The organism is Methylobacterium sp. WL1, assembly GCF_008000895.1.
GTDB lineage: Bacteria > Pseudomonadota > Alphaproteobacteria > Rhizobiales > Beijerinckiaceae > Methylobacterium.
In genome coordinates, this window is record NZ_CP042823.1 from 1574326 (window position 1) to 1589035 (window position 14710).

11 protein-coding genes and 2 pseudogenes are annotated in these 14710 nt (G+C 72.7%); 4 read left to right on the forward strand and 9 right to left on the reverse strand.

Annotated features, from left to right (window positions below; genetic code table 11):
* Positions 1-242 precede the first annotated feature (242 nt).
* The 9 genes and pseudogenes from FVA80_RS31115 to FVA80_RS07910 all read right to left on the reverse strand — a co-directional run bounded on the left by FVA80_RS31115 (position 243) and on the right by FVA80_RS07910 (position 12281).
* Positions 243-743 (reverse strand): hypothetical protein, encoded by a 501-nt coding sequence (locus tag FVA80_RS31115; protein ID WP_246692505.1) that lies wholly within the window; start codon positions 741-743, stop codon positions 243-245.
* Positions 635-1645, reverse strand: coding sequence for an FAD-binding oxidoreductase (locus FVA80_RS07875; RefSeq protein ID WP_246692311.1), 1011 nt, complete (start codon positions 1643-1645; stop codon positions 635-637). Before FVA80_RS07875 ends, FVA80_RS31115 begins: the two co-directional genes overlap by 109 nt.
* Before the next feature lie 66 nt (positions 1646-1711).
* Positions 1712-2194, reverse strand: coding sequence for a nucleoside deaminase (locus FVA80_RS07880; protein WP_147910913.1), 483 nt, complete (start codon positions 2192-2194; stop codon positions 1712-1714).
* A 553-nt stretch (positions 2195-2747) separates the two neighbouring features.
* On the reverse strand, positions 2748-3740 hold the full coding sequence (locus FVA80_RS07885) for an antibiotic biosynthesis monooxygenase (RefSeq protein WP_147910914.1): 993 nt from the start codon (positions 3738-3740) through the stop codon (positions 2748-2750).
* Positions 3741-4157: 417 nt separating this feature from the next.
* On the reverse strand, positions 4158-5309 hold the full coding sequence (locus tag FVA80_RS07890) for a hypothetical protein (protein WP_147957809.1): 1152 nt from the start codon (positions 5307-5309) through the stop codon (positions 4158-4160).
* A gap of 153 nt (positions 5310-5462) precedes the next feature.
* Positions 5463-6503 (reverse strand): patatin-like phospholipase family protein, encoded by a 1041-nt coding sequence (locus tag FVA80_RS07895; RefSeq protein ID WP_147909121.1) that lies wholly within the window; start codon positions 6501-6503, stop codon positions 5463-5465.
* A gap of 160 nt (positions 6504-6663) precedes the next feature.
* Positions 6664-9777 (reverse strand): annotated as a pseudogene (locus FVA80_RS07900) (efflux RND transporter permease subunit); the annotation flags it as partial.
* Positions 9770-10900 (reverse strand): efflux RND transporter periplasmic adaptor subunit, encoded by a 1131-nt coding sequence (locus FVA80_RS07905; RefSeq protein ID WP_147909120.1) that lies wholly within the window; start codon positions 10898-10900, stop codon positions 9770-9772. The pseudogene FVA80_RS07900 and the gene FVA80_RS07905, both read right to left, overlap by 8 nt.
* A gap of 115 nt (positions 10901-11015) precedes the next feature.
* Positions 11016-12281: a histidine kinase dimerization/phosphoacceptor domain -containing protein gene (locus FVA80_RS07910; RefSeq protein ID WP_187193616.1), complete on the reverse strand. Its 1266-nt coding sequence runs from the start codon at positions 12279-12281 to the stop codon at positions 11016-11018.
* 171 nt (positions 12282-12452) lie between these two features.
* Between FVA80_RS07910 and FVA80_RS07915 the strand changes: the two genes are divergently transcribed.
* The 4 genes and pseudogenes from FVA80_RS07915 to FVA80_RS07930 all read left to right on the forward strand — a co-directional run bounded on the left by FVA80_RS07915 (position 12453) and on the right by FVA80_RS07930 (position 14706).
* Entirely contained in the window at positions 12453-12719 is a 267-nt protein-coding gene (locus tag FVA80_RS07915) for a hypothetical protein (RefSeq protein ID WP_246692312.1), read from the forward strand.
* A gap of 108 nt (positions 12720-12827) precedes the next feature.
* Positions 12828-13049, forward strand: a complete 222-nt coding sequence (locus FVA80_RS07920) for a DUF2945 domain-containing protein (protein WP_147909118.1) — start codon at positions 12828-12830, stop codon at positions 13047-13049.
* 120 nt (positions 13050-13169) lie between these two features.
* Complete coding sequence (locus FVA80_RS07925) at positions 13170-13670, forward strand: (2Fe-2S)-binding protein (protein ID WP_147909117.1); 501 nt, start codon at positions 13170-13172, stop codon at positions 13668-13670.
* Positions 13667-14706 (forward strand): annotated as a pseudogene (locus FVA80_RS07930) (xanthine dehydrogenase family protein subunit M). Before FVA80_RS07925 ends, FVA80_RS07930 begins: the two are co-directional and overlap by 4 nt.
* The last annotated feature ends 4 nt before the right edge of the window (positions 14707-14710 follow it).

A 14710-nucleotide genomic window follows, 5' to 3' on the forward strand; every position in this document is an offset into this window, starting at 1 on the left:
CCTGACGGGTGGAGGCCGGTGCCTCGGGATGGAGGCCCGGGATGGGGGCCTCGGATGGAGGGCGGACGATCGGTCCGGGTGGCCGGCACGACCTGCGCCGGGGCGGGCGAGGCGGGACGGCCTCACAGGGGCGGGCGGGCGGTGTTCGCCGGTCTCACGCCCCTGCCCTGCCTCGCCCGGTGCCTGCCCGTCCCCTCTCTCTGCCCCCTGCCCCGCCCATGACGGTGCAGGCGCGCGGCCCGTCAACCGGCTGGCGCCGCGTCGAACCCGTCATAATAGTCGAAGAAGACCCGCTCGGGGTCGTGCCGGCTGCGCAGGGCGCAGAGCCGCTGCCATTTCTCGGGCGTGAAGGCGCGCGCGACGCTATCGGGATTCTCGATCGTGTTGCTCTCGCCCAGGTAGCAGCCGACCGTGAGCGGCCTCAGAGCCCCGACCATGGCCCGGTGCCAGTCCGTGTTGGTCCGGTCGTCGGCCGCCTCGTGCCACATCGTCCACGGGCCGCCATAGACCGCCGAGGACATCGAGCAGGCCATGTCCTTCTGCGCGGCCGGGACATCGGGGCCGCAGAAGATCGTGAGCAGGAACACGCTCGTGCTCGACGGCGCCGCCGGCAACAGCGGCAGGACGGCTTCGATCAGGTCCCCGGGGCTGTGATTCGAATACGTCGCCTCGACCCGGGACCGGAGCCCGTCCGGCCACAGCGCGCCGGACATGTCGAAGAGCTGCTCGAAGGTGAGCGGCACGGCGCGCTCCGCCGCGAGCGGCGCCACCGGCGCGCGGTCCAGGGGCTCAGGGCGCGCCCGGCCGCCTCCGGCGTGTCCTCGAACGCCGTCCCGGTCACCATGCACAGCCAGCCGTCGTCGTCGGCGGCCGCCGCGCGCAGCGCCGGCGGCGCCTGGACGAGGAACTGGCTGAGCTCGACGCTGGGCGACACGTCCCGGGCGATCGCGCCGAGCCAGCGGCCGACCGCGGGGGCCTCCGCGAGACGGTAGTAATGGGTGCTGCCGTGGATCGCGTGCGGCAGCGCGTGAAGCTTGAGGTGGTACCGCGTGACCACGCCGAAGAAGCCCGGGCCGGCGCCGCGGGCGGCCCAGAAGAAATCCGGGTTCTCGGTCTCGCTGGCGCGGATGCGTTCGCCCTGCGCGGTGACCAGCTCGATGGCCTCCAGGCTCTCGGCGCCCAGCCCCCAGACCGTGGGGTTCCAGGCCATGCCGCCGCCCAGGAAGTAGCCGCTCGCCTTGACCTGCGGGCAATGGCCGGTGGGGAAGGCGAGCCCCAGCGGGTTGAGCGCCCGCTGGATGTCGCGGTTGCTGACGATCGGCCGGATCACCGCCCTGCGCTGCGCGGCGTCGATCGAGACGAAGCCCGTGAGATCCTGGAGATCGATCAGCAGGCCGCCGGACCGCAGGGTCGGCTGGCACCAATTGTGGCCGCCGCCCCGGACGACCACCTTCAGCCCGTTCGCCCGCGCGAAGGTGACGGCCGCGACGACGTCGTCCTCGTCGGCCACCCGCACCACGACATCCGGGGCGCGGTCCGGGATCAGCCGGTTCCAGAGGTTCGCGTGGGCGGCCTCCCGGAACTGCGGATCGCCCGCCGCGATCACGGAACCGCGGCAGGATCGTCTCAGGCTGTCGAGGGTCATGACCGCACCCGGCGCGAGGAATGGTTTCGGTCGGGCACGATCACGCCCCCCAGCCCTGTCGCAAGCTCAGTACGGCACCCGGTCTTCCTTCTCGGCGTACTTCTTCCAGACCTCGACGGCCTCGGCCCGCATGATCTGCTTGGCCGGGATCGCGCGGTCGCCGACGTCCTTCTTGAACTCGGCGTAGATCATGCTGTCGTCGAACCCGCCATACGTGAGCGCGTCCTCGACCTGGGCGGCGTAGTAGATGTTCTTGACGCCGGCCCAGTAGGCGGCCGCCAGGCACATCGGGCAGGGCTCGGCGCTCGTGTAGAGGGTGGCGTTGCGGAGCTTGAAGCTCTTCTGCGTCGTGCAGGCCTTGCGGATCGCCTCGACCTCGGCGTGCCAGGTCGGATCGTTCTCCGCGACGACGCGGTTGGCGCCTTCCGCGATGATCTCGCCGTCCTGCACGATCACGCAGCCGAACACGCCGCCGGCGCTGTCGACCAGCGAGGTCTTCTCCGAGAGCGCGATCGCGCGGGCCATGAACTCTTCGTGCCTGTCAGCCATTGTCTCGCTCCTCAAGGTTCCTGGACGTATCGATCAGTGTCCGGTGTAATAATCACACCTTACCGGTCAATGACTAAACCAAACACGCAATCATATAATCTAAACAACCGCTGAATGGTCCGTGCCGTCGCTACCATGCCAGGGCGACATTCCGAATACAGCGGCGGATGATGGCGTGGCGCGCATCGGCGGATCCGATGTCGTGGACCGTCATCACGCATCGTCCATCAATCCCGGTGGCGAAAGACGTGTCTCGATCGTCACGAATCTCCATCGGATCGAATGGTCTGACGATAATCGGCAGATGAAAACAGGAAGCATGGATGTCAGATCCGCGTCAACACGGATCGGCCGCCGCGCCGGGAATGTGTGTCACGCGGAAACCGGTCGCGCATTTACGCATCGTCGTAATCTTCTTCAGCGCGATACCTTGTCCGATACGGGAAAGACTTGCTTCTGTAGGCCGGGGCCGGGCGGCGGAGGTCGGGTCCGCCCGGACGCGTGAGACGCACGGTCAAGAAAAACCGCCTCGGTCGCCGCCCCGGAGGGGCCGTCACAACAGCTTCCAGAACACCAGGATCATGACCGCGTAGGCGGCGACCAGCAGTCCGGCGCCGAGACGGTCCGCGCGCCGGCGTTTCTCAGGGGCCGGTGCCAGCCACCAGCGGAGGTGCTCGGCGGTCCACGGCACCAGGCGCGACGTCAGGAGTACGCTGAAGACGTTCCCGATGAACAGCGCCACCGGGAAGTCGATGCCCAGGGTCCGGGTGAGCAGCGGCGTGCCGACCAGCAGGCCCCACAGGAAGACCGTGGGATAGAGCGTCAGCAGGACGATCATGTTCATCTTCCACGCCGCGGGCGCGGGGGCGCCCTCCGGCGCGACGTCGCGGAACCATTGCTCGAAGCCGCTATGCACCATGCGGGTGTGGAATTCCGCCGTCAGCGGCGCGGCTTCCTCGATCAGCGCTTGGCGCTCGGGGGAGCCGAGCCAGGCTTGCAGGTTGGCGTCGCTGTCGAAGCGCAGGATCGCGACGTAATCCTCCTGCACCCCCGGCACCGCGGGCTCGAAGCGGTAGCCCTGCAGGCCGGTCGCCCTGGACTGGGCGGCGGCGACCTTCTGCTCCCACCGGAGGTATTGCGCCTCCATCCCGGGCTTCACGCGCGTGCTGATCACGGCCGAGACCGGGGCGGTCCGGGCGGCGCTGGCGTCGTCGGTGACGATGTGGACGTCGTCGCGCCCCACCAGCATCGCGGCGGCGCCGGAGATGCGGGATTGCCGCTCGGGCGAGACCAGCCAGGCCCGGGCGTGATCCAGGCTGGCGAACCGCTGCAGGATCACCCAGTCGACCTGAAGCGGCGGGCGCGGCGGCATCAGCCGCTGCTCGATGAAGCCGGGAAACCGGGCGATCACCGCGCTGGTGTCGCCCTGCCATTGCGCGAAGGCGTCGGCGCTCTCCGGCTTGACCGTCGTCTGCGTCACGATGCTGACGCTGGTACCGACGTTCGTGCCGACGCTCGCGGTGCGGCTCGTTCTGGGCTCGCTCACGAGGCGCCACGCGTCCGCGGCAGGGCCGGGCAGGCCGGCGCATCCGTGCCGCACCGCCGTGGAACCCACAGGCGCCCGCCTGCCGGATACCGGGCGTTCCCGGAATGCCCGGAACGCCCGGTCGAACGCGCGCGCGCAACTCTCTGCATAGGCCCCCCACGGCACGGCCGGCGGCTCGACGTGATGGATTCAGGATAGGCGGGCGCGGGAGGGGAAAGTCAATCTGCGCGGAAGAGTATCGGCCGTCGCGAATGTAAACACTGTTGTTTTGTATTAACGAATGCAGATTTTAATCATCAATCAGCGAAGACTTGTCTTCGCCGGATCCAATGTCTGGGCGTCCGGCACGGTCGAGCGGTGATCCGGCCGCGAAACGGATCGACTGAGACGGATCGTCAAAAGATAAACCGCGCGGCGTCACGGCAGTCGGGACCGCAGCCAGCCGAGGAGCGTCCGGCCCGGGAACCGGGGCGGCGGCATCCGGAACGTGGGTGCGGCCGCCGCCTCCGGGATCGGTCCCTCGTGGAAGCGCGCGCCGAACGACCAGAACCGGTCCCGCCGCGTGCCGATCATGCCGAGCCCCACGGGCTCGCGGGCGACGCCCAGGCGCATCCGCCCGCCCGCCCAGACCCGCTGCCAGCAGTCCCGCCGCGACAGGTCGGCGTCGCGCCAGCCCAGGCGCCCGTGGCCGGCGACCGCGAAGACCCGTTCGCCGGCGAACGCCTCCGGGATCCACACCCAGGTCGAGAACACGTAGGCCCGGTCGGTGCCGAGGCCGGACGGTTCGACCGCCCGCGTGTAGGCGCTGAGCGCCGTCGCGGCGTGCCGCCCGGCATGCCGGCGCAGGCCGCCCGGCAGGGTCAGGGCCGCCCCGAAGGCGCCCGCCTCGAACGTGGTCGGCGGCGCGCCGTGCTCGAGCGCATAGGCGCTGTCGATCAGGTGGAGCCAGGGCTCGAGATCGATCTCCCAGGCCTGCGCGGTGGGGGCGAAGCGGCGCACCTGCCCGGCGATCACCCGGTCGGCGACCCGCCGGGCCGGCTCCGGGCGCCAGTCCGACCCGACCCGATCCGGCCCGGCCTCGACGACGCGCAGAAGCGTCGAGGGGCCGTGCGCCCAGACCGCCTCGGCCAGGCGCTCGAAGTCGGAATCCGGGGCGTCGCGGTCGACCTTGCGGACCAGGATCTTCGATCCGTCGGCGAGCTCGTCCAGCATCTTGCGCTTCAGGTGGGCGAGCCGGCCGTATTCGCGCTCCACCAGCACGTCCGGGTCGATCGAGCCGGCGGGATGGCCGGTGTTCGACCAGATGTTGTAGGCCACGCTGTGGCAGTAGTAGGTGCCGCCGTCGCTGATGGCGATGCGCAGGTCCCCCGGCGCGCCGAAATCCGCAAATCCGCAGCGCAGGCCGCGGATCAGGTCCTCCATCGGCGTGTAGGCGAAGCGCAGCAGGCCCGACGGCTCGACCCCGCCGTAGCGCTGCACGAAGCCGAACTCGCAATTGCCGCCCAGGCTGCGAAACCCGTGGAGCCGCTCCGAAAGCCTCGCGGCCGCCGCGTTCCTGATCCCGGTCACTGTCGTCCGCTCTGATCCCGCCGCGCCCTGCCGGGACAGATCGCGGCCTCCGCCCGGGTTTGTCCAGCCCCGCCCGCGCATGGGGGCGGGGCACGGCCGGCCCCCGGAGGAGGGGGACCCGCCCGCCGGGGCCGCGAGGTCCCCTCCCCGGCTTCAGGGCGCGATCGCGGCCTCCAGGGTCTGCAGGCTCGAATCGGTGCCGATCGCGTGGCCGCTCTCGGCCAGCCAGCGCTCGGCGGTGGCGCGGCCGAGGTCGCGCAGGGCGCCGATCGTCGACCAGCGGGTGTCGAGCTTGCTGATCTCGCCCCCGGCCAGCTCGCAGGGCGCCTGGAGCAGGTGGATGTTGATGTCGGCCACCGCCCGCATCCGGGCATCCTGGGTGTCCGTCTCCCGGGCGTAGCGCTGCAATTCGGTCAGCGCCTTCAGGTCGCGCATCAGGCAGGCGTTGAAGCTGATGTCGCTGACCCGCCCGGCGACCTCGGAGGGCAGCAGGCCGATCGCGTCGGTCACGAACGGCGTCAGCTGCAGGACGATCAGGTCGGTGGCGCCGTGGCCGTTGAACACCAGCGGCTCCAGGGCCGGGTTGGCGGCGTAGCCCCCGTCCCAGTAGCGCCGGCCGTCGATCTCCACCGGGGCGAACAGTTCCGGCAGGCACGAGGACGCCATCAGGGCCTTCAGGGTGACCTCGGGGCCGGTGAACAGACGCGCCGCCCCGGTCAGGATGTCGGTGGCCGAGACGTAGAGCGGCACCCGCTCCTGCCGGGCCACCGTCTCGAGGTCGATGCTGGCCCGCACCACCGCCTGGAACAGGTGCATGTCGCGTAACGTCGGCAGGAACGGCGAGACGTAGGCCGAGGCCTCGCGGAACAGCGCCAGGGACCGGGCGACGAACGGGTCCAGGAAGGGGGCCACGTACGGCTCGAACGTGGTGCCGAACCCTTCGAAGCCGCGCAGGGGCGAGCGCTCGGCGGTCGCCCGCCACAGCCGCTCCAGGGCCTCCCGGCCGCCCTCGTCGCCGCCGGTGGCCAAGCCCGCCGCCAGGGCGGCGCCGTTCAGCGCGCCCGCGCTGGCGCCGCTGACCGCGACGATCTCGATATGCTCCTCCAGCAGCCGGTCGATCACGCCCCAGCCGTAGGCCCCGTAGGAGCCGCCACCCTGGAGCCCGAGGGCCACGCGCGGTTTCATCTGTGCCATCGTCCCTGCCGATCCTGCGCCTGCCGATCCTGCGCCTGCCGCGCCTGAGCGGGAACGCGTCGGCGCCCGGATTGCTGCACCGCCGCGGACCGGTCCGACGCCGCAGGCTCGGGCCCGCCTCAGGCGGCCTCCGCGTCCAGCCCCCCCCCGGCCCCGGAGTCCGGAACCGGGCGAAGCGCAGGGCGAGCTCGGGCAGGATTGCCAGGGTGAGCAGCGTCGCGGTGACGAGGCCGCCCAGGATCACCAGCGCCATCGGGCCCTCGATCTCCCGGCCGGGCTCGCCCGCCCCCAGCGCCAGCGGCAGCAGGCCGAGGCCGGTGACCAGGGAGGTCATCAGGATCGGCACCATCCGGTCGGCGGCGCCCTCCACGGCGGTGGCCCGGTCCCAGGGGCGGCCCGCCTGCACCAGCTGCTCGTAATGGGCGATCATCATCACGCTGTTGCGCAGGCTGATGCCCGACAGGGTGACGAAGCCGACGATCGAGCCCAGGGACAGCACGCCCCCGGTGAGCACGATCGCGGCCACCCCACCGAGACCCGCGAAGGGCAGGGTCACCAGCACCAGCAGCAGGTTGGCCCCCGACCCGGTCACCACGGCGAGCAGCAGCACGATCCCGAATCCGGCGAGCGCGGCATGGGCGAGGAGGTCGGTGCGGGCCTGCGCCTGCGCCTCCGCGGCCCCCGCGAAGGCGACGTAGACGCCCTCCGGCAGGCGCACCGACCGGGCGATCTTGGCGCGCGCCGCCGCCACGAAGCCGGCCACGTCCCGGCCCTCGACGCCCGCCGTCACGGTCTGGACCCGCTGGGCGCCCTGGTGCTGGACCTGGTAGCGGCCGGTGCTCTCGTAGATGTCGGCGACCTGGGACAGCCGGACGTAGCGCCCGCCCGGATTGCGCAGGGGCAGGTCGCCCAGCGCGCTGAGCCGGCCGCGGGACCGGGTGTCGAGGATCACCAGCACGTTGAACACCGCGTTGCCGACATAGGTCTGGCCGACCGTGTCGCCCTGGTAGGCGGTGCGCACCGCCTCCAGCACCTCGATCGCGTCGAGGCCCCAGTGGCGCAGGTCCGCGGGACGCAAGGAGGCGGTCACCTGCGGCAGCCCGGCCGGGGCGGCGAGCTGCACGTCCCGGGCCCCCCGCACCTCGGCGAGTTCGCGCGCCACCGCCCGGGCGGCGGCCTCGATCCGGGGCAGGTCGTCGCCGACGAGGTTGACCACCACGGGCGCGGTGTGGCCCGAGACCGTCTCCTCGATCCGCTCGGTCAGGAAGGTCTTGAGCGAGAAGGCCGCGCCCGGGAAGCGGGCCGTGAGGACGCGGATCCCGGCTTCCGTGGCCCGCTGGGCCGCGCCGTCGAGGCCGGGCTCGAGGTCGATATGGATCTCGCTGTAATGGGTGCCGGCCGTGTCCTGCCCGGCCTCGGCCCGGCCGATCTGCGCCGCCACGGTCCGGACCCCCGGGATGCCCTTGAGGCCCGCGGTGATCAGGCCGCCCAGCCGCTGGGATTCCTGCAGGGCGGTGCCGGGGGCCGCCGCCATGTGCAGGATCAGGTGGCCCTCCTTCAGGTCGGGCAGGAAGCTGGCGCCGAGGCGGGGCACCAAAGCCAGGCCGGCCAGCACCGCGAGCGCGCTCAGGGCGATCGCGGTGCGCGGCACCCGCCCGATCCCGGCGAGCAGCGCCCGGTAGGCCGCCCGGCAGAGGCGCACCACCGGCGGGTCGGCGGCCCCGGTGGCCCCGGGCCCGGCGAGCAGCAGCAGGGCGAGGGCGGGCGTCACCGTCAGCGCCACCAGCAGCGAGGCCAGCACGGCGGCGATGTAGGCGAGCGCCAGGGGGCCGAACAGGCGGCCGGCGACGCCGGTGAGCGCCAGCACCGGCAGGAACATCAGCAGCACCGCCAGGGTCGCGTACGCGACCGCGCCGCGCACCTCCAGGATGGCGTCGAACACCACCCGGGCCGCGCCGGCTTCCCAGCCCTCTGCCCGGCCCTTCGCCCGGCTCTCGCGCAGGCGCCGGGCGACGTTCTCGACGCCGATCACCGCGTCGTCCACCACCTCGCCGATGGCGAGCGCCAGCCCGCCGAGCGTCATGGTGTTGAGGCTCTCGCCCCAGGCCTGGAGGGCGAGCGCCGCGGCGATCAGCGAGAGCGGGATCGCGGCCGCGCTGATCAGGGCCGTGCGCCAGTCCGCCAGGAAGACCAGCAGGACGACGACCACCAGGGCGCCGCCCAGCAGCAGGGCCTGGAGGACGTTGCCGTTGGCGACGTCGACGAAGTTCGCCGGCCGGAACAGGTCCGCGTGCAGGCCGATTCCGGCCCGGGCCAGAGCCGGCCGCAGCTCCGCCAGGGCCGCCTCGAGGCGGCCGGTGACCGTCCTGGTGTCGACGCCGACCTGGGCGCCGACCATCAGCAGCACGCCGGGCTTGCCGTCGACCAGGGCGGCGCCGATCGCCGGCTCGGGGGCCGCCAGGATTGTGGCGACGTCGGCCAGGACCACGCTCGCCCCGCCCTCGTTGACCAGCACGGTGCGCCCCAGCGCCTCCGGGGTGAGCGACTGCCCCTCGGTGCGCAGGACCACCCGCTGGCCGGGCGTGTCCACGAAGCCGGCGCCCCGCACCCCCGTGGCCTTGCGGGCGGCCGCCAGCACGTCGTTGAGCCCGACCCGGTAGCGGATCAGGTCGTCGGGGCGGACCTGCACCTGGAGCGAACGCACGGCGCCGCCATAGACCGAGACCTGCGCGATGCCCGGCACCGCCTGGAGGCGCAGCCGCACCGTCCAGTCGGCGAGCGTGCGCAGGTCCATGGCGCTGCGGCTGTCCGAGGTCAGCCCGATCAGCAGCACCGTCGAGGTGGAGGAGGTCAGCGCCGTCATGGCGGGCGCCATGACGCCCTGGGGCAGCCGGCCGGCCAGGGCCGCCAGCCGTTCGTTGACCCGCTGGCGCACCCGGTCGACGTCGCTGCCGGCCCGGAACGCGGCGCTGATCACCGACAGGCCCTGGATCGAGGAGGAGCGCAGGGTCTCCAGCCCGGGCAGGCCGCCCACCGCCCCCTCGATCGCCTGGGTGACCAGGACCTCGACCTGCTCCGGATCGAGGCCGGGCGCCTCGGTCTGGATCGTCACGGTGGGCGGCGCGAATTCCGGGAACACGTCGTAGCGGGCGCTGCGCAGGGCGTAGAGCCCGAACGCCAGGAGCGCGCAGGCCAGGGCCAGCACCACGCGCGGGCGCCGCACCGAGAACCCGACCAGCCCGGCCTGGGGGCCGCCCGTGAGACGCTCAATCATCGTCGTCGCCGGAGACCCGGATCTGGCCCTTCATCTCCTCGGAGAGCAGCGCCTGGCCGCCCCTGAGCACGATCTCGCTGCCGTCCGGCAGGTCCTCGACCACGAAGGAATCGGCCGAGAGCGGCGCATCGGCCCGGACCGGGTGGCGGACGAATCCGCCCTGTGGCACGCCCCGGTAGACCCAGGTTCCCCCCTCCCCGTGCACCACCGCGTCCTCCGGGACCAGCACCCCGGTGGCCGAGCGGGCGGCGGGCAGGAACGCCATCGTGCTCATGCCCGGCAAGAGGCCGCCCTCCCCGGAGACGAGGTAGAAGAAGCTCTGGCCCTGGATCCGCGGATCGGTGCGGGTCGCCGGGGAGACCAGGCGCAGGGGCACCCGGACGCTCTGCGGCGGCACCTCCGCGAAGGCCGAGTCCGGGGCCGGGTTCAGGGCCTCGCCCGGCGGCAGGGTCACCTGCATCAGGAAGTCGGCGCGCTCGATCAGGCGGGTGACCAGCGGCGCCCGCTCGACGATGCCCCGGCCGAGCACCGGCCCCCATTCCTGCTGGGCGGTGGCCGCCAGGGTGCGCAGCTGCGATTCGGCGGCCGTGACGGCGGCCCGGTCGGTCAGCACGGTGGCCTCGACGGTCTCGATCTGGGCGGCCGCCATGGTGGCGGGGCCGAGGCTGCGGGCCCGCCGCGCGGCGCTGGCCGAGACCTCGGCCCGGGCCCGGGCGGTCTGGAGCGCGGCCATCGCGCCGGCATACGCGTTGGTCAGCTCCGTCACCCGGGCGAGGTCGAGGACGCTGCCATAGGCGGTGAGCTCCTGGCGGTGGGGTTTGGCCGGCAGGATGGCGGTCTCCAGCCCGATCCGGGCGCGCTCCTCCGGGGTGAGCCGCACGATCGTGCGCCCGTCCTCCACGGCGACCCGCGCAGCCTCAGCCTTCGGCTCCGGCGCGGCGGCGGGCGCGTCCGGCAGGATGCTCCTGGAGAGTTCGGCCAGCGGAGCGAGCGCGCGCAGGCCCCGGGCGCGCAGGTCCGGCCCGGCGAGGGCGAGGGCGGCAAGGATACCGGCCAGGGCACCGGCAAGGACGAGGATTCCCGCCAGGGCCAGCCCTGCCGGCAGCACGCGCCGCCGTCGCATCCCGCCCCCTCCCGCAAACGCCGCTCTGGGGGTGCCCCGGCGGTGATTGCCACTTTTGCCCGGTTTCTTCGTCCGAATCTACCTGAACTTCAGGGCTGCCGCCGGGGCGGGCGGTTCAGGCCGTCAGGGGCACTTCGAGCCGGAAGCAGGCGCCCTGCCCCGTCCGCGGCACCGTGAGCGTGCCGCCGAGCTGCCGGGTCAGGCTGCCGACCACCCGCATGCCGAGGCTCTTCGAGCTGCGCCCGATTTCGAAATCCGCCGGCAGGCCGACCCCGTCGTCGGCGACCTCGACCACGAGGGCGTCGAGCGCGCGCTCGGTGCGGACCCGGATCGCGCCGCCCTTCGGATGGGTCTGGGGCGGGTAGGCGTATTTCAGCGCGTTGGTGACGAGCTCGTTGACCAGGAGCCCGATCGGGATCGCCCGGTCGGCCGAGATCCGCTGCTGCGCCGCCGTGCAGGTGAGGGTCTGGCCCGGGGCGCCGCTGTCGAGGTTGGCCACCAGCTTCTCCAGGAAGGGCGCGAGGTCGAGCTCGCCGGGCACGCCCTCCCCGTCCCCGTCCCCGATCTTGTCGCCGGTCCTGTCTCCTTGCCGCCAGAGCTGGTCGTGGACGCCCGCGATGGCCTCGACGCGGCTGCGCGCGTCCGACAGGGCCGCGTGCACGGCGGGCTCGGCCTCGGCGGCGCGGGCCTGGAGGGCGAGCAGGCTCGCCACGATGGCGAGGCTGTTCTTGACCCGGTGGCTCATCTCGCGGGCGAGCAGGTCCTGCCGGGCGAGCGCGGCGCGCAGCAGGCTCTCGGTGCGCTGGCGCTCGATCGCGCCGCCGAGGAGGTTGGCGAAGCCCTGCATGAAGGCGATGTCGGATTCCTCGAACATGCCCTCGCGGGTGTCGTCCACCTCCAGCACCCCGAAGGCCCCGTCCCGGTTCTCGATCAGCACGTTGATCGCCCGGCGGATGCCGTGGTCGGCCATCAGCTGGGGCGTGCGGAACCGGGTCTCCTCGGCGAGGTGGTTCGAGATCACCGGCCGGCCGGTCTTGAGGGCGAAGCCCGCCGGGGAGGCGAGGTCGGCCCCGACCCGGGCCTGCCCGATCACGTCCGGCCCCCAGCCGACGCCGGCGCGCACCAGGAGCGCGTCCTCGCCGCGGCGGTATTCCAGCGCCTTGCAGAACTCCGCGCCCATCCCCTGGGCGCACAGGTCCGCGGCCCGCTGCAGCAGGTGGTCGACATCGGTGCCGCGCAGGGCCTCGACCCCGAACTCGGACAGGATCACCTGCTGGCGCAGGCGGTAGCCGAGATCGGGGGGCGTGAGGCCGGGCGCGGCAGGATCCGCCTGCGCGTCGGGGCTGAGTTCCACTTCGGTCTGGTCGCCTGTCGTCGTCATGAGGGCGGCAGAGTAGCAGGAAGCGTGTCCCGGGGCGAAGCCGGCTTGTCGGTCCGGCCACGCTCCGCCGGTGGCGCCGTCGTCGCACCCGATCGTCGCACCCTTGCCCGCTCCCGGACCCCGCCGGCGCCGGGCGGCGTTCCATCAGTCCCACCCGTCTCGAAGGATGGCATGATGGCCGACGATGTGAACGGACTCTCCGACAAGGCGCTCTCGATCTTCGCCTTCGCGGCCTATCACCGCCTGGTCAGCGGCGAGCGGGTCACCTCGGTCATCCGCAAGGACGGCGCCGGCCACGAGGCCGACCCGGCGGGCGTGAGGGAGCTGGAGGAGCGCGGCCTCGTCACCGTCGGCGAGACCGACATCGACCTCGGCGACACCGCCCAGGCGACCGTGGAGGCAATGGTCGCGGCTTTGCGCGGGGCAGTCGGGCGCTGAGGCCGCGCCTCGGCCTCGGATCGCTCGCTGCGGCATCCCGGCCGTGGAAGCCCGGGAACGCCCCCGCCCCCGGCGGCCTTCTCCCGCACCAGACGATGGAGCGCGCGGATGAGCAAGGCGGACGTGAAGGCCGGGGACGACGTGACCTACAAATGGGGCAAGGGCATCGTCGAAGGCGAGGTGACCAAGGTCCACACCAAGGACGTCGAGAAGACGATCAAGGGCAACACGGTCAAGCGCGAGGCCTCGAAGGACGAGCCCGCCGTGGAGATCGAGACCACCAAGGGCAAGACGGTTCTGAAGTCCGTCTCCGAGGTTAAGGTCAAGTAAGCCGATCCGCGCAGCACCCCGCGGTGTGAGGTGGCGCACATGATCCCCGCTCCGGGCCTCGCCGGGGGCGGGGTCCCGGCTATCTGTAACGGTTCCAGCCTTTGCCAGCCGGGACCCAGCATGAATATTCCCCTCCGGCTTACCCTGAACGGGCAAGCCCGCGAGATCGCCCTCGACGATCCGCGCGTCACCCTCCTCGACCTCCTGCGCGAGCGGCTCGGCCTGACCGGCGCCAAGAAGGGCTGCGACCGCGGCCAGTGCGGCGCCTGCACGGTGCTGGTCGACGGGCGGCGGATCAATGCCTGCCTCACCCTAGCCGCGAGCCTCGACGGCGCCGAGATCCTGACCATCGAGGGTCTGGCCGAGGGCGACCGGCTGCACCCGGTCCAGGCCGCCTTTATCGCGCATGACGGGTTCCAGTGCGGCTTCTGCACCCCGGGCCAGATCATGAGCGCGGTCGGGCTGATCCGCGAGGGCCAGGCCGGCACCGATCCCGAGCGCATCCGCGAGGGCATGAGCGGCAACCTCTGCCGCTGCGGCGCCTATGCCGGCATCCTCGACGCGGTGCAGGAGGCGTCGCGCCCCACCGGACAGGTCGAGCATCGGGAGGACGCGGCGTGAGGATCTTCGACTACATCCGCCCCGCGAGCCTGCCGGAGGCCGTCGCGGCCGGGCAGGTTCCCGACACCGCCTATCTCGCCGCCGGCACCAACCTGGTCGACCTGATGAAGGGCGGCGTCACCGCGCCCGCCCGGATCGTCGACATCACCCGGCTGCCGGGTCTCTCCAGCATCGAGGCCCTGCCGGACGGCGGCACCCGGATCGGCGCCCTCGTGCGCAACAGCGACCTCGCCTACGACCCGAGGATCGAAAAAACCTACCCGATGGTGGCCGAGGCCCTGCTGGCCGGCGCCTCGGCACAGCTGCGCAACGCCGCCACGGTGGGCGGCAACCTCATGCAGCGCACCCGCTGCCCGTTCTTCACCGACGCGGTCTCGCCTTGCAACAAGCGCGAGCCCGGCTCCGGCTGCGCCGCGCTGGGGCACGCCACCCGGATCCACGCCGTCCAGGGCTGGAGCGAGCAGTGCATCGCCACCAACCCGTCCGATTTCTGCGTGCCGCTCGCTGCCCTCGACGCGGTCGTCGAGATCGCCGGGCCGGACGGCGCCCGGGAGGTGCCGCTGACCGGGTTCCACGCTCTCCCCGGCGATCATCCGGAGCACGAGACGGCGCTCCGCCCGGCCGAGCTGATCACCGCCGTGCGGCTGCCGCCCGAGGCGGCGGCGTTCCAGGGCCACGCCCGCTACCTCAAGGTCCGCGACCGCACCTCCTACGCGTTCGCGGTGGTCTCGGCCGCCGCCGCCCTCACGCTCGACGGCGAAAAGATCGGCCGGGCCCGGCTCGCCTTCGGCGGGCTGGCGCTCAAGCCCTGGCGGGTGGAGGCGGCCGAGGCGGCGCTCGCCGGCCAGGCGCCCTCCCCGAGGCCTACGCCAGGGCCGCCGCCCTGGCCCTCGACGGCGCCAAGCCCACCGGCGAGGCCAACGCCTTCAAGATCGAACTCGCCCGCCGCGTCGCGGTGCGGGCGCTGACCCTCGCGGCCGCCGGGACGCCTGCCCGGATCCCGGCGCTCCCCGCCTCCCCGTTCGGCATCGTCTGAGGAC